This is a genomic window from Cupriavidus gilardii, assembly GCF_017598945.1.
GTDB lineage: Bacteria > Pseudomonadota > Gammaproteobacteria > Burkholderiales > Burkholderiaceae > Cupriavidus > Cupriavidus gilardii_E.
Map to the genome: position 1 here is coordinate 1 of NZ_JAGFTW010000004.1, position 19,945 is coordinate 19,945.

The window sequence follows — 19,945 nt, forward strand, 5'->3', positions numbered from 1 at the left end:
CCTCCCCTCCCCGCCCTCTCCCGGTGCAGACAACGCAGACAATGTGACGAATTGGGGATTAACCCTAGCGATTTGCCTTGGGGTTCAACCGTAAACTGACGCGCCACCCCCGTTTTCCCCATCCCTAGGACGTTCACATGTCTCTCCTCATGAGGATCTCACGGCTTATCGACGCCGTGAACGATGCCATCGGGAGGTGGGCGAAATGGCTGATCCTGCTCGCCGTACTGGTCTGCGCGGGCAATGCCATCATTCGCTACACCTTCAGCATCAGCTCCAACGCCTGGCTCGAATTGCAGTGGTACATGTTCGCCGGCGTGTTCCTGCTCGGCGCGCCCTACACCCTGCGCAAGGACGAGCATGTCCGCATCGACGTGATCGCCGGACGCTTCTCGGAGCGCACCCAGGTCTGGATCGACATCTTCGGCATTCTGCTGTTCCTGCTGCCGATCTCGCTGATCATCCTGTGGCTGTCGATCCCCTACTTCTGGCTGTCCTACGCCGGCCATGAAATGTCGGGCAATGCCGGCGGCCTGATCCGCTGGCCGGCCAAGTTCCTGATCGTCGCCGGCTTCTTCCTGCTGGTCCTGCAGGGCGTGTCCGAACTGATCAAGCGTTTCGCCTACCTGAAGGGCGAGCTGCCGTTCGAGGCCTTCCGCAAGCACGGCCACAACCCCGCGGAAAATGCCGCCGTGCTGACCGACGGCGGCCGCTCCGGTCCCCCGGCAACCCCGTAAGCGAGGACCGCGATGACGCAATTCCTGATCGACAACATGGCGCCGATCATGTTCGGCTCCCTGGTGGTCTTCCTGCTGTCGGGCTTTCCGATCGCCTTCGCACTGGCCGCCAACGGGCTGCTGTTCGCCTTCATCGGCATCGAGCTGGGCCTGCTGGCGCCGGAACTGCTGCAGGCGCTGCCGAGCCGGCTGTTCGGCATCATCGAGAACGACACGCTGCTGGCGATTCCGTTCTTCACCTTCATGGGACTGATACTGGAGCGATCCGGCATGGCCGAGGATCTGCTCGATACGATCGGCCAGCTGTTCGGCCCGATCCGCGGGGGCCTGGCCTATGCGGTGATCTTCGTCGGCGCGCTGCTGGCGGCGACTACCGGCGTGGTGGCGGCCTCGGTGATCTCGATGGGGCTGATCTCGCTGCCCCTGATGCTCAAGTACAACTACGACAAGCGGCTCGCGACCGGCGTGATCGCCGCCTCGGGCACGCTGGCGCAGATCATTCCGCCGTCGCTGGTGCTGATCGTGCTGGCCGACCAGCTGGGCCGTTCCGTCGGCGACATGTACAAGGGCGCGTTCGTGCCCGGCATGGTGCTGACCGGTCTGTACATGGCGTATGTGCTGCTGGTGACGCTGTTCAAGCCCGCCGCCGCGCCCGCGCTGCCGCTGGAAGCCCGCACCTTCCGCGAGCCCAGCGGCAAGAGCGGCTCCACCTCGGTGCTGGTGCTGACCGCGCTGGCGGTGGTGGTCGGCGTGGTGGTCGACCTGAACTACAACCCCGGCGGTCCGCTGGATGAGCGGCTGGTGGTGTCGATCGGCGCGGCGATCTCGTTCGCTTTCGTGCTGGCGGTGATCAACCGCGTGCTCAAGCTCAATCTGCTGTCGCAGATGGCCGAGAAGGTGACCTTCGTGCTGATCCCGCCGCTGGCGCTGATCTTCCTGGTGCTGGGCACGATCTTCATCGGCGTGGCCACGCCGACCGAAGGCGGCGGCATGGGGGCGCTGGGCGCGCTGGTGCTGGCGCTGATCAAGGGCCGGCTGAACCTGAGCCTGACCCGGCAGGCGATGGACTCGACGCTGAAGCTGTCGGCCTTCGTGATCTTCATCCTGATCGGCGCGCGGGTGTTCTCGCTGACGTTCTACGGCGTCGACGGCCACCTGTGGGTCGAGCACCTGCTGACGGCGCTGCCGGGCGGCCAGACCGGCTTCCTGATCGCGGTCAACATCCTGTTCTTCCTGCTGGCCTTCTTCCTCGATTTCTTCGAGCTGGCCTTCATCCTGGTGCCGCTGGTCGGCCCGGTGGCGGACAAGCTGGGCATCGACCTGATCTGGTTCGGCGTGCTGCTGGCGGTCAACATGCAGACCTCGTTCATGCACCCGCCGTTCGGCTTCTCGCTGTTCTACCTGCGCTCGGTCGCGCCGCGCTCGGTCAAGACCTCGGACATCTACTGGGGCTCGGTGCCCTTCGTGGTGATCCAGCTGATCATGGTCGCGCTGATCATCATCTTCCCGGGGCTGGTCACGACCGACAAGACGAAGGCGCAGGACCGCAGCATCACGCGCAGCCTGGACATCGACTTCGGCACGACGCCGCAGCCTGCGCCCAGCGCACCGGGTTCGACCGGCCCATCGGAAGCGCCCGAAGCGCCGACGCTGCCGGGCGGCGCCCAGCTCGAGACGCCGAGCTCGCCGGGTCAGTCGAACGACAGCGGTCCCGCGGCGCCGGTGTTCGAGTTCGAGAAGAAGTAGTGGGAAGGTAGTGGGGCTCTCCCTCTCCCCTCAAGGGGAGAGGGTTGGGGAGAGGGGTGGTTTCTACCGCGGTGGCGTGATCGAGCCCCCTGCCCTCTCCCCCACCCCTCTCCCGCCAGCGGGAGAGGGGAGCCGGCTGGCGATGCCACACCGCTCGTGCCGGCTCAAACCGTCTGCTTGACGCAATCGACGAAATACACGCGCTTGCCGTCGATCTCCTCGGCCACCAGGCCATGGATATCGGTCTCGAAGCCCGGGAACAGCTGGTTGAACTCGCGCGCGAACTTCAGGTACTGGACGATGGTCCGGTTGAAGCGCTCGCCCGGGATCAGCAGCGGAATGCCCGGCGGATAGGGCGTCAGCAGGATCGCGGTGACGCGGCCCTCCAGATCGTCGACCGGCACCCGTTCGATCTCGCGGTGCGCCATCATCGCCCACGCGTCCGACGGCTTCATCGCCGGCTCCATGTCCGACAGGTACATCTCGGTGGTCACGCGCGCGACGTCGTTGGCCTTGTAGACGCTATGGATCGCGTCGCACAGGTCGCGCAGGCCCATCCGCTCGTACTGCGGGAACCGCGCGACGAACTCCGGCAGCACGCGCCACAGCGGCTGGTTCTGGTCGTAGTCGTCCTTGAACTGCTGCAGCTCGGTCACCAGCGAATTCCAGCGGCCCTTGGTGATGCCGATCGTAAACATGATGAAGAACGAGTACAGCCCGGTCTTCTCGATGATGATGCCGTGCTCGGCCAGGTATTTGGTGACGATCGCCGCCGGAATGCCGCGCTCGCTGAATTCGCCGTCGACGTCCAACCCCGGCGTGATGATCGTGGCCTTGATCGGGTCGAGCAGGTTGAAGCCGTCGGCCAGGTCGCCGAAGCCGTGCCAGCGGTCGTTGGCCTTCAGCATCCACGCCTCGCGGTCGCCGATGCCGTCCTCGATCAGCGCCTCCGGCCCCCAGACCTTGAACCACCAGTCGCCGTTGTTGCCGGCATCGTAGTCGCCCTCGACCTTGCGCATCGCGCGGCGGAAGTCCAGCGCCTCCTGGATGCTCTCCTCGACCAGCGCGGTGCCGCCCGGCGCTTCCATCATCGCCGCGGCCACATCGCACGAGGCGATGATCGAATACTGCGGGCTGGTCGACGTATGCATCAGGTACGCCTCGTTGAAGCGGTACCGGTCGAGCTTGCGCGTCTCCGAGTCCTGCACGAGGATCTGCGAGGCCTGCGACAGCCCCGCCAGCAGCTTGTGGGTCGACTGCGTGGCGAACACCAGCGCGTCCTTGCTGCGCGGACGATCGCGCCCGATCGCGTGCATGTTGCGATAGAAGTCGTGGAAGGCCGCATGCGGCAGCCAGGCCTCGTCGAAATGCAGCGTGTCGATCTCGGCCGCCAGCATCTCCTTGATCTGCTCGGCGTTGTACAGCACGCCGTCGTAGGTGCCCTGCGTGATCGTCAGGATGCGCGGCTTCTGGTTCTTCGCCTGGCTGGCGAACGGATGCGCGGCGATCTTGCGGCGGATGGTTTCCGGGTCGAACTCGCTCTTCGGGATCGGGCCGATGATGCCGTAGTGGTTGCGCGTCGGCATCAGGAACACCGGGATCGCGCCGGTCATCATGATCGCGTGCAGGATCGACTTGTGGCAGTTGCGGTCGACCACGACGATGTCGCCGGGCGCCACGTTGGCGTGCCAGACCATCTTGTTCGAGGTCGAGGTGCCGTTGGTGACGAAGAACATGTGGTCGGAGTTGAAGATTCGCGCGGCGTTGCGCTCCGATGCCGCCACCGGTCCGGTATGGTCGAGCAGCTGGCCCAGTTCGTCGACCGCATTGCAGACGTCGGCGCGCAGCATGTTCTCGCCGAAAAACTGGTGGAACACCTGGCCGACCGGGCTCTTCAGGAAGGCGACGCCGCCCGAGTGGCCCGGGCAGTGCCACGAGTACGAGCTGTCCTGCGCGTAGTCGATCAGCGCCTTGAAGAACGGCGGCGCCAGCGATTCGAGATAGACCTTGGCTTCGCGGATGATATGCCGGGCCACGAACTCGGGCGTGTCCTCGAACATGTGAATGAAGCCGTGCAGCTCGCGCAGGATGTCGTTCGGAATATGGCGCGAGGTACGGGTCTCGCCGTACAGGAAGATCGGCAGATTGGCGTTGCGGCGGCGCACCTCGGTGACGAAGGCGCGCAGCTTCTCGATCGCCGCCGCTTCCGGCTCGTCGGTGCCGCTGGCGAACTCGTCGTCGTCGATCGACACGATGAAGGTCGAGGCGCGGCTGGACTGCTGCGCGAACGAGGTCAGGTCGCCGTAGCTGGTCAGGCCCATCACCTCCATGCCCTCGGCCTCGATGGCCTGGGCCAGCGCACGGATGCCCGAGCCGGAGATGTTCTCGGAGCGGAAGTCTTCATCGATGATGATGACGGGGAAGCGGAATTTCATCGGGCGTCCTCGCGGAAAGGAGAGAGAGGCAAAAGGACTTGAGCCACATGGCCGCGTTCAGGCGCGCGGCGGCATGTGGCTCGGATATTCAGGGGAGCGGTCGGGCCGTTCCGTCGGTCGGTGGCAATCGGGGGTGTCGTGCGTTCCCGGGGCCATTGGCCCGCATTGTAGGGCAATCAGGTTTTCGGCAGCGTGACACCGTGCTGGCCCTGGTATTTGCCGCCGCGATCGCGGTACGAGGTTTCACAGACCTCGTCGCTCTCGAAGAACAGCACCTGGGCGCAGCCCTCGCCGGCGTAGATCTTCGCGGGCAGCGGCGTGGTGTTCGAGAATTCCAGCGTCACGTAGCCTTCCCACTCGGGCTCGAACGGCGTCACGTTGACGATGATGCCGCAGCGTGCGTAGGTGCTCTTGCCCAGGCAGATCGTCAGCACGCTGCGCGGGATGCGGAAATACTCGACGGTGCGGGCCAGCGCGAACGAGTTCGGCGGGATGATGCAGACATCGCCCTTGAAGTCGACGAACGATTTCTCGTCGAAGTTCTTCGGGTCGACGATCGTGCTGTTGATGTTGGTGAAGATCTTGAATTCGTCGGCGCAGCGGATGTCGTAGCCGTAGCTGGAGGTGCCATAGGAGACGATCTTGCGGCCATCCATTTCCCTGACCTGGCCCGGCTCGAACGGCTCGATCATGCCATGCTGCTCCGCCATGCGGCGGATCCACTTGTCGGATTTGATGCTCATAAGGTAGCGGTGAACGGAAGGAAGCGCCGCGAAGTGGAACGCCGCAACGGACGGCATGGCGCGCAATGGGCCGCATTGTACAACCAATCATGCGAGGCACCAGGAAGCGGGGCGGGCGCACTGGCCCTCTCCCCCATCCCCTCTCCCGCAGGCGGGAGAGGGGAGTCGGTATGCCCGCTCTGCAGGGTAGCTTCCGTCTTTCCGCGGACCGAAGACGATGCCGGTTTGCTCCCCTCTCCCGCTTGCGGGAGAGGGGCCGGGGGAGAGGGCCTCCCCCCGCCTGCCGAAGCCTCAGGCCACCGCGGCCTGCGGCTCGCTGTGGCGGAAGCGCTGGCGGCCGGTATAAAGCAGGAAGTGTTTGCCGGTGCAGCGGGCGAACAGCGTCATGTTGACGCGCCTGGCCATCTGGTAGCCCATCTGCGTGACGCCCGAGCGCGACAGCAGGAAGGGAATGCCCATCTGCGCGCCCTTGATCACCATTTCCGAGGTCAGGCGGCCGGTCGTGTAGAAGACCTTGTCGGCGCCGTCCATCCCCTCGAGCCACATGCGTCCGGCGATCGCATCGACCGCGTTGTGGCGGCCCACGTCCTCGATGAACATCAGCAGCTCGCGGCCCTGAAACAGCGCGCAGCCATGCACCGAGCCGGCCTGCTTGTAGACCGACTGCTGCAGCCGGATGGTATCGACGATGCTGTACAGCGTCTGCTGGTCGAGCACCGCGTCGTCGGGCAGCCGGATCTGGTCGACCTCGTCGAGCAGCGAGCCGAACACCGTGCCCTGGCCGCAGCCGGTGGTGACGATCTTGCGCGCGGTGCGCTCCTCGATGCGGTCGACGCCGCCGCGCGTGGTCACCGCGGCCGACTCGGTCTCCCAGTCGACCTGGATCGCGGCGATGTCCTCGATCGACTCGACCAGCCGCTGGTTGCGCAGATACCCCAGCACCAGCGCCTCGGGAGCGCCGCCCAGCGTCATCAGCGTGACCAGCTCGCGCTTGTCCAGATAGACGGTCAGCGGCCGCTCACCAGGCAGGAAGGCCGAGCGCACGCGGCCCTGCTCGTCGACGACCTCGACCTCCTCGATCAGCGGGACGGCGGCTTGGCTCAGTTGGGGACGCAGGGTCATGGGTACTGGAAAATCGGAAACATCGAGGCGGGCCGGCGCGACGGCGAACCCGCGAAGCGGGCAAGCGGGAATCGGGCCATCGCGCCGGCCGCGCCGGTCAGGACTTGACCACCACGCCGCAGGCGATGCGGCCGCCCGAATTGCCGGTGGGCTGGGTCTTGTAGTCGTCGGGGTCCTTGTGCACGACCACGGCGCGGCCGACCACGCTGTTCGGGCCGGGCGCGACGGTCATGCTGGTCAGCTGGAAGCTCGCCCGCGCGCGGCCATTGGCGTCGGCGGTCAGGTTCGGCATGTCGCCGACATGGTGGTCCGGCGTATTCACCGAGCCGTGCGGCTTCCCGGTCGGGTTGAAATGGCCGCCGGCGCTCATCGCATCGGGGGCCGAGCAATCGCCCTTCTCGTGGACGTGGAAGCCGTGCACCGAATTCGGCGGCAGCCCCGTCACGTCGGCCAGCACCATCACATGATCGCCATGCTGGGTGAAGGTCACGGTGCCCTGGGTAGTGGTGCCGCTCTTGGCGGTCAGCGGCGCCACGGCTCGCTCGGCCGTCGCACCGCCGCCCATCATCTGCCCCAAGGGTCCCGTCTGCGAACACGCTGCCAGTGCGCCGCTTGCCACCAGACCGAAAAGAATACGCTTCATGCCGAACCTCCTGTCACGGTGATGTCGAGCATGCATTGTAGCGCTCATCCCGGCCGGGTCCGTACGCTGTGCCTTACGCTTCGCCGGGTGCCGGCCGCCGTTCGGCATGGCGGCGCGACGGCGCCGAACGCTGGGCCGGGATCTTGCCGGACTTGATGTCGTCGTACCAGTGCTCGTGGTGCTCCTTGGCCCAGGCCTCGTCGACATAGCCGTCGCGCATCGCGCGATAGGCGCCTTCCATGCCGATCGAGCCCATGTAGATATGGCCGAAGGCCATCGCCATCATCACGATCGCGGCGATCGAGTGGACGATATGGGCCAGCTGCATCGTGGTGCGGTAGTAGTCCAGCCCCGGCACGATCTTGTCGAGCACGAAGCCCGAGGCCGAGATCAGCAGGCCGAGGAAGAACACGCCGACCCAGAACCAGCCTTTCTCGCCCGCATTGAAGCGGCCGCTCGGCACGTGCTTGCCGCTGGCGATGCCGCCGAGGCTGGTGAGCCAGCGGATATCGTCGCGCGACGGCAGGTTGTCGCGCACGAAGATCACGAAGCCGACGATCAGCGACAGCGTGAAGACCGGGCCGACGATGTTGTGGACGTTCTTCAGCAGATAGGTCAGCCAGCCGAACAGCGTATGGCCCATGATCGGCAGCAGGAAATGCTTGCCGAACAGCATCACGATGCCCGACACGGCGAGCACCACGAAGGCGATCGCCATGGTCCAGTGGACGATGCGCTCCAGCGGTGTGAAGCGCTCGATCATGCGGCCGGTCGGTTGCGACTTGAGCGGAATGGTGCCGCGCCAGACGAAGAAGGCCAGAATGACCGCCGGCACCAGCACCAGCAGCCAGCCGCCCCAGACCGTGATCACGCCGTTGCGCAACAGCCGCCATTCCTGGCCGGTGCGCAGGATCAGCACGCCCGCTTCCTTGTCGGGCAGGCTGCTGTAGTGGCGCTGGTCCGAGTTGATCTCGCGCCAGACCGGCGCGTTGTTGCCCGGCTGCGTGCGCGTGCGGCTCTGCTGCTCGCGCGCCTCGGCCGCGATGTCGCGCTCGGGCACGTCGAAGATGTTCTGCGAGGCGATGCCCGAGAACGGCTGCTGCGGATGCAGCGCGGGGTTGTTCGCGTCCGCATCCGCCTGCGTCGGTGTCGCGGCGGGGCTCTGGCCCTGCGCGGCTGCCTGTGCAGGCGCCTGCGCGGGGGTGGTCTGCGCGTGCGCCGCGCCGGCGTGCAGCAGCGGCACGGCCAAGGCCAGCGCGCATGCGGCCGTTGCCGCGGCGGCACGGGCCTTGCCGGCCAGCGCGGAAATCAGCTTGGCGCTCATAGGGCCTCCTTCGGATCGGCTTCAAGTCGGCGGCAACGGCGGCCGCCCATGCTCGCCCCGCTCATTGGACGCGCGTGTACTCGTTCTGCAGCTGGTTGCGCTGGCGGATCTGCTTCTGCCAGCTGGTCTGGTCGCCCTGCGTCCAGCCGGTGGCAACGAACGGATCGCCGGGCGCGCCCTTCCAGGCCGCGGTGTCGGTCTTCTTCGGGCTCGGCTTGGCGGTTTGCGGCTCTTCGCCGCAGCCCGCCAGCCCGATCAGCGCGGCGGCGCCCGCCGCCATCCACATCAGCTTGCCTGCTTTCATGATGCCTGCCCCGCGGGAGTGGACGGACCGGCCGGCGTCTGCTGGGCCGGTGCCGGGGTGCCGGCCGGCGCGGCCGGGGCGCGCTGGGCGGCCTGGCCGTTGGTGCCGTAGGCGGTGCCCCAGCCGAACACATCGCCGCCGGTGCCGCGCTTGATCACGCGGTTGCGCAGGATGTCGGCGATCACGTCGCCGTCGCCGCCGAGCAGCGCCTTGGTCGAGCACATCTCCGCGCATAGCGGCAGCTTGCCTTCGGACAGGCGGTTGCGGCCGTACTTCTCGAACTCGGCCTCGCTGCCGTTGGCTTCCGGACCGCCCGCGCAGAACGTGCACTTGTCCATCTTGCCGCGCACGCCGAAGGTGCCGGTCGACGGGAACTGCGGCGCGCCGAACGGGCACGCATAGGAGCAGTAGCCGCAGCCGATGCAGACATCCTTGTCGTGCAGCACCACGCCGTCATCGGTGCGGTAGAAGCAGTCGACCGGACAGACCGCCATGCAGGGCGCGTCCGAACAGTGCATGCAGGCCACCGAGATCGATTTCTCTGCGCCCTGCACGCCGTCGTTGACCGTCACCACGCGGCGCCGGTTGACGCCCCACGGTACCTCGTGCTCGTTCTTGCAAGCGGTGACGCAGCTGTTGCACTCGATGCAGCGCTCGGCGTCACAAATGAATTTCATGCGTGCCATTGTGTTCCCCTTACGCGAAGCGCTCGATCTGGCAGACCGTGGTCTTGGTTTCCTGCATCATCGTCACCGCGTCGTAGCCGTAGGTTGTCGCCGTGTTGACCGCCTCGCCCCGCACGATCGGATGCGCGCCGTCCGGGTAGTAGTCCAGCATGTCCTTGCCCTGCCACCAGCCCGAGAAGTGGAACGGGATGAAGGCGGTATCCGGGCCGACCCGCTCGGTGACCAGCGCGCGCACCTTCAGCGTGGCGCCGGTCGGCGTCTTGACCCAGCAGTAGTCGCCGTTGCGGATGCCGCGGGCGGAGGCCGCGCGCGGATTGATCTCGACGAAGTTCTCCTGCTGCAGCTCGGCCAGCCACGGGTTCGAACGCGTTTCCTCGCCCCCGCCCTCGTACTCGACCAGTCGGCCCGAGGTCAGGATGATCGGGAACTTCTCGTGGATCTTGTTCTCGACGTTGCGCTGCTGCACGGTCTTGTACAGCGTCGGCAGGCGCCAGAACGCCATCTTGTCGTCGTGGGTCGGATACTTGGCGACCATGTCCGGACGGGTCGAGTACAGCGGCTCCCGGTGCTGCGGGATCGGATCCGGGAAGTTCCACACGACCGCGCGCGCCTTGGCGTTGCCGAACGGATGGCAGCCGTGGACCTTCAGCACGACACGCTGGATGCCGCCCGACAGGTCGGTCTTCCAGTTCTTGCCTTCGGCGGCCTGCTTCTCGGCATCGGTCAGATCGTCCCACCAGCCCAGCTTCTTCAGCAGCACGTGGTCGAACTCGGGATAGCCGGTGGTGATTTCCGCGCCGACCGAATGCGAGCCGTCCTCGGCCAGCAGGCTCACGCCGTCGCGCTCGACGCCGAAGTTGGCGCGGAAGTTGCCGCCGCCGTCCATCACGTGACGGGTGGTGTCGTACAGGTTCGGCGAGCCGGGGTGCTTCAGTTCCGGCGTGCCGTAGCACGGCCACGGCAGGCCGAAGTAGTCGCCGGTCAGGTCGTAGCCGGTGGCCGCGTCCTTGCCGCCCTTGCAGCGCAGCGTCTTGACGTCGAACATGTGCATATTCTTCATATGCGCCTTCAGCCGTTCCGGCGACTGGCCGGTGTAGCCGATGGTCCAGTTCGACTTGTTGATCTCGCGCAGGATCGACTCGGGCTCCGGCTCCATCCAGGTACGGCCGGCCCGCTTGACCTCGATCATCTTGAAGTTGCGCGACAGCTCCTTGCCGAAGCCCAGCTTGTCGGCGAAGGCCTGCATGATCGTGTGGTCGGGCATCGATTCGAACAGCGGCTCGATGACCTTCTCGCGCCATTGCAGCGAGCGGTTCGATGCCGTGCACGAGCCCGAGGTCTCGAACTGCGTCGCGGCCGGCAGCAGATAGACGGCGCGGTTCGGGTTGACCTTGTCGCCTTCGGCCGGCGGCATGTTGGCCATCGCCGCGGTGGCCGACGGATACGGGTCGATCACCACCAGCAGGTCCAGCTTGTCGAGGGCCTTCTTCATTTCCAGGCCGCGCGTCTGCGAGTTCGGCGCATGGCCCCAGAAGAACACGCCGCGGACGTTGTTGTCCTGGTCGATCAGATCGCTCTTCTCGGTGACGATATCGATCCAGCGCGACACCGTGGTGCCGGACTTCTCCATCATCGCCTGCGACGGGAACTGCGACTTGATCCACTCGTAGTCGACGCCCCACACCGCGGCGTAGTGCTTCCACGCGCCGGTGGCCAGGCCGTAGTAGCCCGGCAGCGAATCGGGGTTCGGGCCGACGTCGGTCGCGCCCTGCACGTTGTCGTGGCCGCGGAAGATGTTGGCGCCGCCGCCCGACACGCCGATGTTGCCCAGCGCCAGCTGCACGATGCACGAGGCCCGCACCATCGCGTTGCCGATCGTATGCTGGGTCTGGCCCATGCACCAGACCAGCGTGCTGGGCCGGTTCTTGGCCATGGTCTCGGCGACCTTGTAGACCTGTGCCTCGGGCACGCCGCAGGCCTCTTCGACCTTGTCAGGGGTCCACTTGGCCAGCACTTCCTCGCGCACCTTGTCCATGCCATAGACGCGCTGACGGATGTACTCCTTGTCTTCCCAGCCGTTGCTGAAGATGTGGTACAGCACGCCGAACAGGAACGGGATGTCGGAGCCCGAACGGATGCGGACATACTGCTCGGCCTTGGCCGCGGTGCGGGTGTAGCGCGGATCGACCACGATCACCTTGCAGCCGTTCTCCTTGGCATGCAGCAGATGCAGCATCGACACCGGGTGCGCCTCGGCCGCGTTCGAGCCGATATACAGCGCCGCCTTGGCGTTCTGCATATCGTTGTACGAGTTCGTCATCGCACCGTAGCCCCAGGTATTGGCCACGCCCGCGACGGTGGTCGAGTGGCAGATGCGCGCCTGGTGGTCGGTGTTGTTGGTGCCGAAGAACGACACCCACTTGCGCAGCAGATACGACTGCTCGTTGCTGTGCTTGGACGAGCCGATGAAGAACATCGAATCCGGACCGGTCTCCTGGCGGATCTGCTTCATCTTCGCGGTGATCTCGTCCAGGGCCTGGTCCCAGCTGATGCGCTGGTACTTGCCGTTGACGAGCTTCATCGGATATTTGAGGCGGTATTCGCCGTGGCCGTGCTCGCGCAGCGCCGCGCCCTTGGCGCAGTGCGCGCCCATATTGATCGGCGAATCGAACACCGGCTCCTGGCGGACCCAGACGCCGTTCTGCACCACCGCGTCGACCGCGCAGCCGACCGAGCAGTGGCCGCAGACCGTGCGGCGCACGACGATGTCGCCCTTGCCGTTGCCGGCGGCCTTGCCGTCGGCGGCATCGGCCTTGCGGATCAGCGTCAGCTGCGAGGCCGCCAGGCCGGCGCCCACGCCGATGCCCGAACGCTTCAGGAAGCTGCGGCGGTCCATGGTCGGCATCGCGCCGGCAAGGCTGGTGGCCAGCCGCGACGACAGGCGTGCGGACGAAGCGGCGGCCGGCTGAGCGGACGCGAGTCGATCAACGCGCTGCGCAGGGGCGCCGCCCTGGGCCGCGTGCTTGCGGGTCAGAATCATGTGTCACCTCGGGAAAGGTACGAAGCAGGTAGAAGCGAATCTGCGAGCGATATCGCGGTGAATACCGCGCGCGATATCGCGCGATCGGGCCGCGCCGGGATGCCAGGCATCGCGGCGAGCCGGCCATCGCGCGGCTTATACCAGCGTCGTCCGGTAATACTTCCGTACGTGTTCTGAGACACGGTAACCGTTGCTGTCGGCAGGAGTGGGTTCCGGCGCGGGGATCGCACCAGCGGGGGCGGCGGGCGTGCGCGCGGTCAGGGCCGCGGCACCTGCAGCGGCAGCCACGACGCCAGCGCCCGCGAGGAAATGGCGACGTGCGACCCGAGTTTGCTTCTCTTTCATGGGGGCTCCTCGGTAATATTTACCGATTACCAATCTAGTTATGCATTGTTTTGCGTATTGTAGATCGATATGTACGGAATGACCATGCTCACCGCGGGTTTATCCTGATTTTCGGTAACCATGGCGCTGTGCATCAAATGTCTTGAGACATCTCGTTGCACGCCGCGCGACCCGCGTCGCGACATCTCGATCTGCACGCCACAGCGCGTTTATCGGCTTCCTGAGCCGTCCGCTTTAGCGCTGCCACGCCTTCAATGCATCTCCATCGCGACCGCCTCGACGGCCGCGAACGACTTCAGCAATTCCGCCGCGCGCGCATAGAAGCGCGCGCCCGGATGCGCGATCACCGTATCGCACAGCGACTCGACCCACGGCTGCAGATGGCGCGCAAAGAAGCGCTGCTGCTCGCCGAGGTTCGATACCGCGACGTCGTCGCCCGCAATCAGGAAGCGCATCACTTCGCATAGCGTGGCGATATGGTCCTCGGGTTCGCTGACGCCTTCATGACGCTCGAGGCCGTAGCGCGCCAGATCCTCGCGCACCGCCACCAGCGGCCGTTCGTGCAGGAAGCCGGTCTGGTAGTACGAGCCGTACAGGAAGACATCGGGCTTGCCGATGCCGACGAACAGCTGCTGGTACTCGTCGGCGGCCTCCGCCTCGGTGGTGCCCGCCGCGGCTTCGCCCAGCGCGTTCCAGGCCTGGCCCAGCGGGCTGGCGGCATCGTCGGCATGGGCGCGATTGGCGGCGATATGGTGCAGCAGCGCCGCGTCGGGCGCGCGATAGAACAGCGTGGCCAGCAGGCCGTAGAGGTCGGCGCGGGCGGTGTCTTCGGCCTGGTCCGCGGGGGCGGCCTGGGTCAGCTGGATAGGCTGGAAATCGGTCATCGAATCGCGGTGAGAGGTGGCAGTTCTACGTCAAGGACGTCAAGGGCCGCATCGGCTTGTCGCATAGGCCTGATGCATCGAAAACCGGTGCCGGCTGTCGCCGGCACCCTGCTCATTGAAGCGTCGCGCCGGTCGCGGCCCCGGTGTCCTTCTCGATCATGTCGACGACCCGGCAGTCGCTGCACATCTTCAGGCGATCGGCGGCGGCGCCGGCGAAGGCCGGGTGCCCGGCCAGGCGTCCCAGCATCGCCTCGACCATCTGCGCGGTGCCGAAGGGCTTGGCGCAGCGGATGCAGTGGAAGGGCCTGGTCTCATGCAGCGTGACGGGCTGGCGCACGGCATCGCCGGTCAGCAGGCGCGGCACCAGCGTGATCGCATCTTCCGGGCAGGTCCGCTCGCACAGGCCGCACTGGACGCAGTTGCGCTCGAGGAAGGACAGCACCGGACGTTCGCTGTTGTCGCGCAGCGCCTGCGACGGACAGGAGCCGACGCAGGCCATGCAGAGCGTGCAGCGCCCGCTGTCGACCTGCACCGCGCCCAGCGGTGCGCCTGCCGGCAGCGGCACGGCGTCGGCGGGTACCGGCGCGTGCGCGGCCAGATGATCCAGCGCGAAGCCCAGCGTCTCGCGCTTGGCCGCGGCGGCATGGAAGGCGGCCGTGGGCAGCGCGGGACGGTTGGGGTTCAGCGCGGCCAGCGCGCGATCGAGCGAACCCGCATCGGGTGCGTCGATCAGCGTAAAGAATTCGCCGCGATAGCCCAGGCCCGCCAGGATCGACTGCGCGACGGCCATCTGCTCGGCCAGCGCGGTCCGATATTGCGGCGCCTCGTCGCCCGTCAGCATCACCGCGACGCGGTCCGCGCCCCAGGCGATCGCCGCCAGCCACAGTTCGAGACCGACCGAGGCCGGATGGAACAGGCCGGCCGGAATCACGTTCGGCGGCAGGCCATTGGCCCGGCCCGCGCGCGCCTCGCGCCCCAGCGCCAGGATGCGCGGATCGCCATGCTCCTGCCCATGCAGCAGCAGCACGGCATCGCGTCCGCCCGCCTGCCGATAGGTCGACAGCAGCGTGCGCAGGCGCCGGCCCTGATGATCGGGCTTCGGATACGCGTAGCTGATCGCTCCGGTGGGGCAGACCGTGGTGCAGGCCCCGCAGCCCACGCACAGGTTCGGCGCGACCTCGATGCGGCCCTTGCCGTCCTGCCAGCGCGAGCCGATCGCCTCGGCCGAGCAGACCTCGATACAGGCCGAGCAGCCGGTGGTGCGGTTGCGGCCGTGCGCGCACAGCGATTCCTTGTACTGGAAGAACTTGGGCTTCTCGAATTCGCCGACCAGTTGCGTGGCGGCGAGCGCCATCCGCTGCTGCCGCACCGGGTCCGCGCCCGCATGCAGATAGCCCTGCGGCGGCGCATGCCGGCCGAAGAACGGGCTGTCGTTCAGATCGAAGACGAGGTCGAAGCGCTCGCTGGCCGTGCCGGCGGGCCGGTCGAAATCGATCGCCGCGGCCGCGCCGCAGGCCTTCACGCAGTCGCGGTGCGCGCTGCAGCGGCTCAGGTCGATCTGGTAGCTGAAGTCGATCGCGCCTTCCGGGCAGGCGTCGATACAGGCATTGCAGCGGGTGCACAGGTCCAGATCGATCGGATTGGCGCGGCCCGCACCGGTGTCCCAGCTCGCCTCGAAGGCACCGAGCCAGCCGCTCAGCTTGTCCAGCCGGCCGCTGTGGACCGGATAGTCGCGCATCGCGGGCGGCGTCGCGCCATCGACGCGGTCGGCCGTGCCGCTCAGCAGCACCGTCACCTGCAGGCCGGCCTCGCCGAGGCGATCGGCCCAGGGCAGCGCGCGCGCGGCCGGACCGAACACCAGCACGCTGCCGGCCGAGCGGTATTCGACCACCGGCACCGGGTCCGGATCGGGCAGCGCCGCGGCGGCCAGCAGCGCCGCAATCTTGGCGTTGGCGGTGCGCGGATCCTTGTGCGCGCCGCGCGACCAGCCGCCGGTCTCGCGGATATTGACGAAGCGCACCGGCGCGGTCACCACGCCATCGGCCTGCGTTTTCGCCGCCAGTTCGGTGAACAGCGGGCGTTCCTGCGTGCACGCGACGATCACGTCTTCGGTGCCATCGATCGCGGCGGTGAAGGCGCCGACCTCGCGGCGGCACAGCAGGCGGTGGACTTTCAGCGGGGCGGCGCCCGGCTGGGAGGAAGCATCCGACAGCACCGCCCCGTCAAGCGGCATGGTGTCGTTGCAATTGCAGATCAGCGTCGGCATGGTAGGTACAGCTGGCCGGCTTGCCAGCCCGCTTCTGTCGAGCGGGTCCGCGCCGGCGGTTTTGTGAGGGAGTGACATTGTAGGCCCGAGACCGGGCCGGGGCTACGCAGGTTTGTCCGTAGCTGGTTCGGTATGCGGCACCTCGGCGGTGGCATCCGCCTGCGGCGCACGCCCGGTGCGGCACTGTGGCTCGGCTTCGCCGCCATCGTCCGAGGCGGCCTGCGCGGCGGTATCCGGATCGCCGATACCGTCCTCGGGGAGATCAACGGACGATTCGGCCTGAGCTTGAGCTTCGGCCGAAGCAGTGCCCGGATCGGCGACAGCGGTGCCCGCCTCTTCCGCTTCCTCGATCGGATCGAACAGGCCCAGCGTCTCGGACTGGCGCAGGCGCCGCAGCACGTCGGGCGGAATCGGATCCGGCTTGCTGTAGTCGTCGATATAGATATCGAGCCCGTCCATCACATTGAAATGCGGGTCGGCGAACAGCGTCTTCAGCGCGGCGCGCTTGACGGTTTCGTCGACCCCCTGGGCAACGAAGCGAGCCACGCTGTCGCCGGGCTTGAGGATCGCCACGTCGGCCAGCGTCGGCGCGGGCGGGGCTTCGGCCTCGCGGATGGCCTCGCCGTGCGTCGCGTCCGCCTTTGCGGAGACGGGGACCGGCGCGGCCGGCTGAAGTGCCGGTTCGGCCGGCACGGCCTTGCCCTCGCGCACGGCGGCCTTGCGGCGTGACCAGCGGGACAGGAAGGACGTTTCGGACGAATCGCTCATGATGGCATTGCAGGCGGCAGGGATACGGATAACGACATGGCTGCCGCGGATTTCACGAATTTCAGTAGCGCGCCCGGTCCTGCGGCGACTTGAAGGACTCCGGCCGCCGCCGCTTCTTCGGCTCGGGACGGTAGTGCTCGGCCACATAGGCCTGCAGCCAGGCCAGTTGCTCGGGCGCGAGCGGCACGTTCTCGACCGTCTCGCCGGCGTCCAGCCAGCGCCCTGCCTCGTTGTAGGACAGCGTGACGGTCATCGGCACCGGCCGGCGCTGGTCTTCGGGCTGGGACTCATCCATGCGCCACAGCACGAACCAGCACGGCGCGGTGGAACTCAGGTTCAGATAGTAGCCCTCGGCTTCGTCGCGGAACAGCACGACCGGGTAGCCGGGATAGAGCCAGCGCGCGCCCTGGTCGTCCTCGTGCAGGCAGTGCGGCTCGGTGCCGAACGCGCCGAGGTCGGGGAGCACCGCTTCGAGCTCCCACTTCCACGGCTGCCAGCGGCTGGCCAGCGCGACCTTGCGCATCACCACCGCCATCGTGACGGCGGGGCGGCTGCCGGCCGGCTCCGGCACCTCGGACTGCATCGGTTCCATGATCAGGTGTTCTGCACGACGATGCTGGGGAACTTGCTGGTCATGTCGCGCGCCTTGTCGGCGACCTTGATCGCCACCTTGCGCGCGATGCCGCGATAGAGCTCGGCGATCGGGCTGTCGGGCTCGGCCACCACGGTGGGCCGGCCGGAATCGGCCTGCTGGCGGATCGACAGGTTCAGCGGCAGGCTGCCCAGCAGGTCGACGCCATATTGCTCGCACATCCGCTCGCCGCCGCCCTCGCCGAAGATATGTTCGACATGGCCGCAGCTCGGGCAGCAATAGACCGCCATGTTCTCGACGATGCCGAGGATCGGGATGCCGACCTTCTCGAACATCTTCAGGCCCTTGCGCGCGTCCAGCAGCGCGATGTCCTGCGGCGTGGTCACGATCACCGCGCCGGTGACCGGCACCTTCTGCGACAGCGTCAGCTGGATGTCGCCGGTGCCCGGCGGCATGTCGACGATCAGGTAGTCCAGCTCGTGCCAGTTGGTCTGGCGCAGCAGTTGCTCCAGCGCCGAGGTCACCATCGGACCGCGCCAGACCATCGGGTTGTCCTGCTCGATCAGGAAGCCGATCGAGTTGGCCTGCAGGCCGTGGCCTTCGAGCGGCTCCATGGTCTGGCCGTCGGCGGACTCGGGACGGCCGTCGATGCCGAGCATCATCGGCAGGCTGGGGCCGTAGATGTCGGCGTCCAGCATGCCGACGCGCGCGCCCTCGGCGGCCAGCGCCAGGGCGAGGTTGACGGCGGTGGTCGACTTGCCGACGCCGCCCTTGCCGGAGGCGACCGCGATCACGTTCTTGACGCCGGGCAGCAGCTTGACGCCGCGCTGCACGGCGTGGGCGACGATGTGCATGGTCACCGTCACGCTGACGTTGGTGACGCCGGGCAGGGCGCGCAGCGCCGCGATCACCAGCTTGCGGATCGGGTCGAGCTGGCTCTTGGCCGGATAGCCGAGTTCGACGTCGAGCGACACATCGCCGCCATCGACACGGATATTGCGGGCGGAGCGCGTGCTCACCAGATCCTTGCCCGTGTTGGGATCGATCACGGTACGCAAGGCTTCGGTAACCTGGTCAACGGTAAGGCTCAAGACAATCTCCGCTACTTGATATGTGGGGGAAGGCGCGTACTGTATCAAAGAGTGGCCCCGCGGCTCGGCGAGGGCCTGGAAGACCTCGATTATCCCTGCGGTGCGCAAGGGATTACACGTGCTTACAACTTTCACAGCGTCGCGCTTGTGCACGGGGCGGCATCTCCCTATTGTAGTGCCCCGAAACGTCGGCTCGCCCGGATCCCGGCCGAAGGCCAAGGCAACAGCCGGGCAGCCGCCTGAACCGTCACTTGACGCTTGCATTTTTGCGAAGCTGCTGGCGCAATTAGGCCAGTGCGTCACAATGCCTCACCCCGAGGCGCAGGCAGCCGCAGTTGAAGCACAACAATCGACAGAAGGAGAAAGCATGAAACTCAAGCTCGTCAGCCTTTCGATCGTCGCCGCACTGGCCGCCGGCTGTGCGACCGAGCAGGGTACGCACACCGCCGTGGGTACCGGTGCAGGCGCGGCCGTGGGCGCCGGCCTGGGCAATCTGATCGGCGGCAATACCAAGGGCACGGTGATCGGCGCCGCCGTCGGCGCGGCCGCGGGCGGTGCGCTGGGCTACAACTGGAACGCGATCCGCGGCAAGCTCAGCCGCGACACGGCCGGCACCGGCACCCAGATCACCGAGCAGCCGGACGGCTCGCTGAAGGTCAATATCCCGAGCCAGGTGACCTTCGATACCGACAGCGCCACCATCAAGCCGTCGTTCCGCTCGGTGCTGGACCAGGTCGCCCAGACGCTGAGCCAGCATCAGGACGTCAATGCCACGGTCGTCGGCCATACCGACAGCACCGGCAACCCGACCTACAACATGCAGCTGTCCCAGCGCCGCGCCCAGAGCGTGGCCGGCTATCTGGGCGACCGCGGGGTCGCGCGCAACCGGCTGAACGCCGAGGGCCGGGGCCAGTCCCAGCCCATTGCGGACAACGCCACCGAGGCCGGCCGGGCCCAGAATCGCCGGGTCGAAATTTTTTTGAAACCAATTCAAGGGTGATGGAGTCATAGAAACAGGTACCGCTTGCCACCGTTGCTGGCTCGCGATGGGTGGCTGACCTCCCGGGCGGTACCTGATTTCTCCTCCTTTTCCGTTGTGGAAAGCTGCGCCGGCTCAGACCGGCGCTTTTTTTTGGCTTCGCGCCCCGCGCGGGCCGCCCTGCCCGCGGCCGATGGCCCCGCTTGCTAGAATGTCGGTTTTCCGCGCGCCGGCCCGCCC

The 19,945-nt window shown here is 67.0% G+C and carries 17 protein-coding genes; 3 read left to right on the forward strand and 14 right to left on the reverse strand.

What is annotated here, in order from left to right:
* The first annotated feature begins 137 nt into the window (after positions 1-137).
* Positions 138-737, forward strand: coding sequence for a TRAP transporter small permease subunit (locus J5T34_RS01870; protein WP_208578155.1), 600 nt, complete (start codon positions 138-140; stop codon positions 735-737).
* Between the two features lie 12 nt (positions 738-749).
* Complete coding sequence (locus tag J5T34_RS01875; protein ID WP_208578157.1) at positions 750-2,483, forward strand: TRAP transporter large permease; 1,734 nt, start codon at positions 750-752, stop codon at positions 2,481-2,483.
* A gap of 164 nt (positions 2,484-2,647) precedes the next feature.
* Here the strand turns inward: J5T34_RS01875 and J5T34_RS01880 are convergent, their stop codons facing one another.
* From J5T34_RS01880 to apbC, 14 genes are all read right to left on the reverse strand, one after another.
* Positions 2,648-4,918 carry an arginine/lysine/ornithine decarboxylase gene (locus tag J5T34_RS01880; RefSeq protein ID WP_208578158.1) on the reverse strand — a complete coding sequence of 757 codons (2,271 nt, stop codon included), beginning with the start codon at positions 4,916-4,918 and terminating at the stop codon, positions 2,648-2,650.
* A 176-nt stretch (positions 4,919-5,094) separates the two neighbouring features.
* Entirely contained in the window at positions 5,095-5,661 is a 567-nt protein-coding gene (dcd, locus tag J5T34_RS01885; RefSeq protein WP_053821151.1) for a dCTP deaminase, read from the reverse strand.
* Positions 5,662-5,952: 291 nt separating this feature from the next.
* Positions 5,953-6,783 (reverse strand): formate dehydrogenase accessory sulfurtransferase FdhD, encoded by an 831-nt coding sequence (locus J5T34_RS01890; protein ID WP_208578160.1) that lies wholly within the window; start codon positions 6,781-6,783, stop codon positions 5,953-5,955.
* Positions 6,784-6,880: 97 nt separating this feature from the next.
* A complete protein-coding gene (locus tag J5T34_RS01895; RefSeq protein ID WP_208578162.1) occupies positions 6,881-7,426 on the reverse strand; it encodes a superoxide dismutase family protein in 546 nt (181 codons plus the stop codon).
* Between the two features lie 73 nt (positions 7,427-7,499).
* Positions 7,500-8,750: a formate dehydrogenase subunit gamma gene (locus J5T34_RS01900; RefSeq protein WP_244258650.1), complete on the reverse strand. Its 1,251-nt coding sequence runs from the start codon at positions 8,748-8,750 to the stop codon at positions 7,500-7,502.
* Positions 8,751-8,811: 61 nt separating this feature from the next.
* Complete coding sequence (locus tag J5T34_RS01905; protein ID WP_244258651.1) at positions 8,812-9,054, reverse strand: hypothetical protein; 243 nt, start codon at positions 9,052-9,054, stop codon at positions 8,812-8,814.
* Entirely contained in the window at positions 9,051-9,740 is a 690-nt protein-coding gene (fdh3B, locus tag J5T34_RS01910) for a formate dehydrogenase FDH3 subunit beta (RefSeq protein ID WP_064572710.1), read from the reverse strand. Before fdh3B ends, J5T34_RS01905 begins: the two co-directional genes overlap by 4 nt.
* 10 nt (positions 9,741-9,750) lie before the next feature.
* On the reverse strand, positions 9,751-12,780 hold the full coding sequence (locus tag J5T34_RS01915) for a molybdopterin-dependent oxidoreductase (protein ID WP_208578164.1): 3,030 nt from the start codon (positions 12,778-12,780) through the stop codon (positions 9,751-9,753).
* A 135-nt stretch (positions 12,781-12,915) separates the two neighbouring features.
* Positions 12,916-13,125, reverse strand: a complete 210-nt coding sequence (locus J5T34_RS01920) for a formate dehydrogenase (protein WP_174106797.1) — start codon at positions 13,123-13,125, stop codon at positions 12,916-12,918.
* Positions 13,126-13,376: 251 nt separating this feature from the next.
* Positions 13,377-14,009, reverse strand: a complete 633-nt coding sequence (locus tag J5T34_RS01925) for a TorD/DmsD family molecular chaperone (protein ID WP_149317721.1) — start codon at positions 14,007-14,009, stop codon at positions 13,377-13,379.
* Between the two features lie 112 nt (positions 14,010-14,121).
* Positions 14,122-16,275 carry a 4Fe-4S binding protein gene (locus J5T34_RS01930; protein WP_208578166.1) on the reverse strand — a complete coding sequence of 718 codons (2,154 nt, stop codon included), beginning with the start codon at positions 16,273-16,275 and terminating at the stop codon, positions 14,122-14,124.
* A gap of 102 nt (positions 16,276-16,377) precedes the next feature.
* Positions 16,378-17,043: a DUF3306 domain-containing protein gene (locus J5T34_RS01935; RefSeq protein ID WP_208578168.1), complete on the reverse strand. Its 666-nt coding sequence runs from the start codon at positions 17,041-17,043 to the stop codon at positions 16,378-16,380.
* A gap of 61 nt (positions 17,044-17,104) precedes the next feature.
* Positions 17,105-17,626 (reverse strand): DUF3305 domain-containing protein, encoded by a 522-nt coding sequence (locus J5T34_RS01940; protein WP_208578310.1) that lies wholly within the window; start codon positions 17,624-17,626, stop codon positions 17,105-17,107.
* Positions 17,627-17,637: 11 nt separating this feature from the next.
* Positions 17,638-18,726, reverse strand: coding sequence for an iron-sulfur cluster carrier protein ApbC (apbC, locus tag J5T34_RS01945; RefSeq protein ID WP_174106800.1), 1,089 nt, complete (start codon positions 18,724-18,726; stop codon positions 17,638-17,640).
* A gap of 367 nt (positions 18,727-19,093) precedes the next feature.
* Here apbC and J5T34_RS01950 point away from each other — a divergent pair, with 367 nt between their 5' ends.
* Positions 19,094-19,726 (forward strand): OmpA family protein, encoded by a 633-nt coding sequence (locus J5T34_RS01950; RefSeq protein ID WP_208578170.1) that lies wholly within the window; start codon positions 19,094-19,096, stop codon positions 19,724-19,726.
* Positions 19,727-19,945: the final 219 nt, after the last annotated feature.

Excerpts from the sequence above, each read along its gene's own strand:
- J5T34_RS01870 (WP_208578155.1), top strand. The coding sequence starts at position 138 with ATGTCTCTCCTCATGAGGATCTCACGGCTTATCGACGCCGTGAACGAT.
- J5T34_RS01875 (WP_208578157.1), top strand. The coding sequence starts at position 750 with ATGACGCAATTCCTGATCGACAACATGGCGCCGATCATGTTCGGCTCC.
- J5T34_RS01880 (WP_208578158.1), bottom strand. The coding sequence starts at position 4,918 with ATGAAATTCCGCTTCCCCGTCATCATCATCGATGAAGACTTCCGCTCC.
- dcd (WP_053821151.1), bottom strand. The coding sequence starts at position 5,661 with ATGAGCATCAAATCCGACAAGTGGATCCGCCGCATGGCGGAGCAGCAT.
- J5T34_RS01890 (WP_208578160.1), bottom strand. The coding sequence starts at position 6,783 with ATGACCCTGCGTCCCCAACTGAGCCAAGCCGCCGTCCCGCTGATCGAG.
- J5T34_RS01895 (WP_208578162.1), bottom strand. The coding sequence starts at position 7,426 with ATGAAGCGTATTCTTTTCGGTCTGGTGGCAAGCGGCGCACTGGCAGCG.
- J5T34_RS01900 (WP_244258650.1), bottom strand. The coding sequence starts at position 8,750 with ATGAGCGCCAAGCTGATTTCCGCGCTGGCCGGCAAGGCCCGTGCCGCC.
- J5T34_RS01905 (WP_244258651.1), bottom strand. The coding sequence starts at position 9,054 with ATGAAAGCAGGCAAGCTGATGTGGATGGCGGCGGGCGCCGCCGCGCTG.
- fdh3B (WP_064572710.1), bottom strand. The coding sequence starts at position 9,740 with ATGGCACGCATGAAATTCATTTGTGACGCCGAGCGCTGCATCGAGTGC.
- J5T34_RS01915 (WP_208578164.1), bottom strand. The coding sequence starts at position 12,780 with ATGATTCTGACCCGCAAGCACGCGGCCCAGGGCGGCGCCCCTGCGCAG.
- J5T34_RS01920 (WP_174106797.1), bottom strand. The coding sequence starts at position 13,125 with ATGAAAGAGAAGCAAACTCGGGTCGCACGTCGCCATTTCCTCGCGGGC.
- J5T34_RS01925 (WP_149317721.1), bottom strand. The coding sequence starts at position 14,009 with ATGACCGATTTCCAGCCTATCCAGCTGACCCAGGCCGCCCCCGCGGAC.
- J5T34_RS01930 (WP_208578166.1), bottom strand. The coding sequence starts at position 16,275 with ATGCCGACGCTGATCTGCAATTGCAACGACACCATGCCGCTTGACGGG.
- J5T34_RS01935 (WP_208578168.1), bottom strand. The coding sequence starts at position 17,043 with ATGAGCGATTCGTCCGAAACGTCCTTCCTGTCCCGCTGGTCACGCCGC.
- J5T34_RS01940 (WP_208578310.1), bottom strand. The coding sequence starts at position 17,626 with ATGCAGTCCGAGGTGCCGGAGCCGGCCGGCAGCCGCCCCGCCGTCACG.
- J5T34_RS01950 (WP_208578170.1), top strand. The coding sequence starts at position 19,094 with ATGAAACTCAAGCTCGTCAGCCTTTCGATCGTCGCCGCACTGGCCGCC.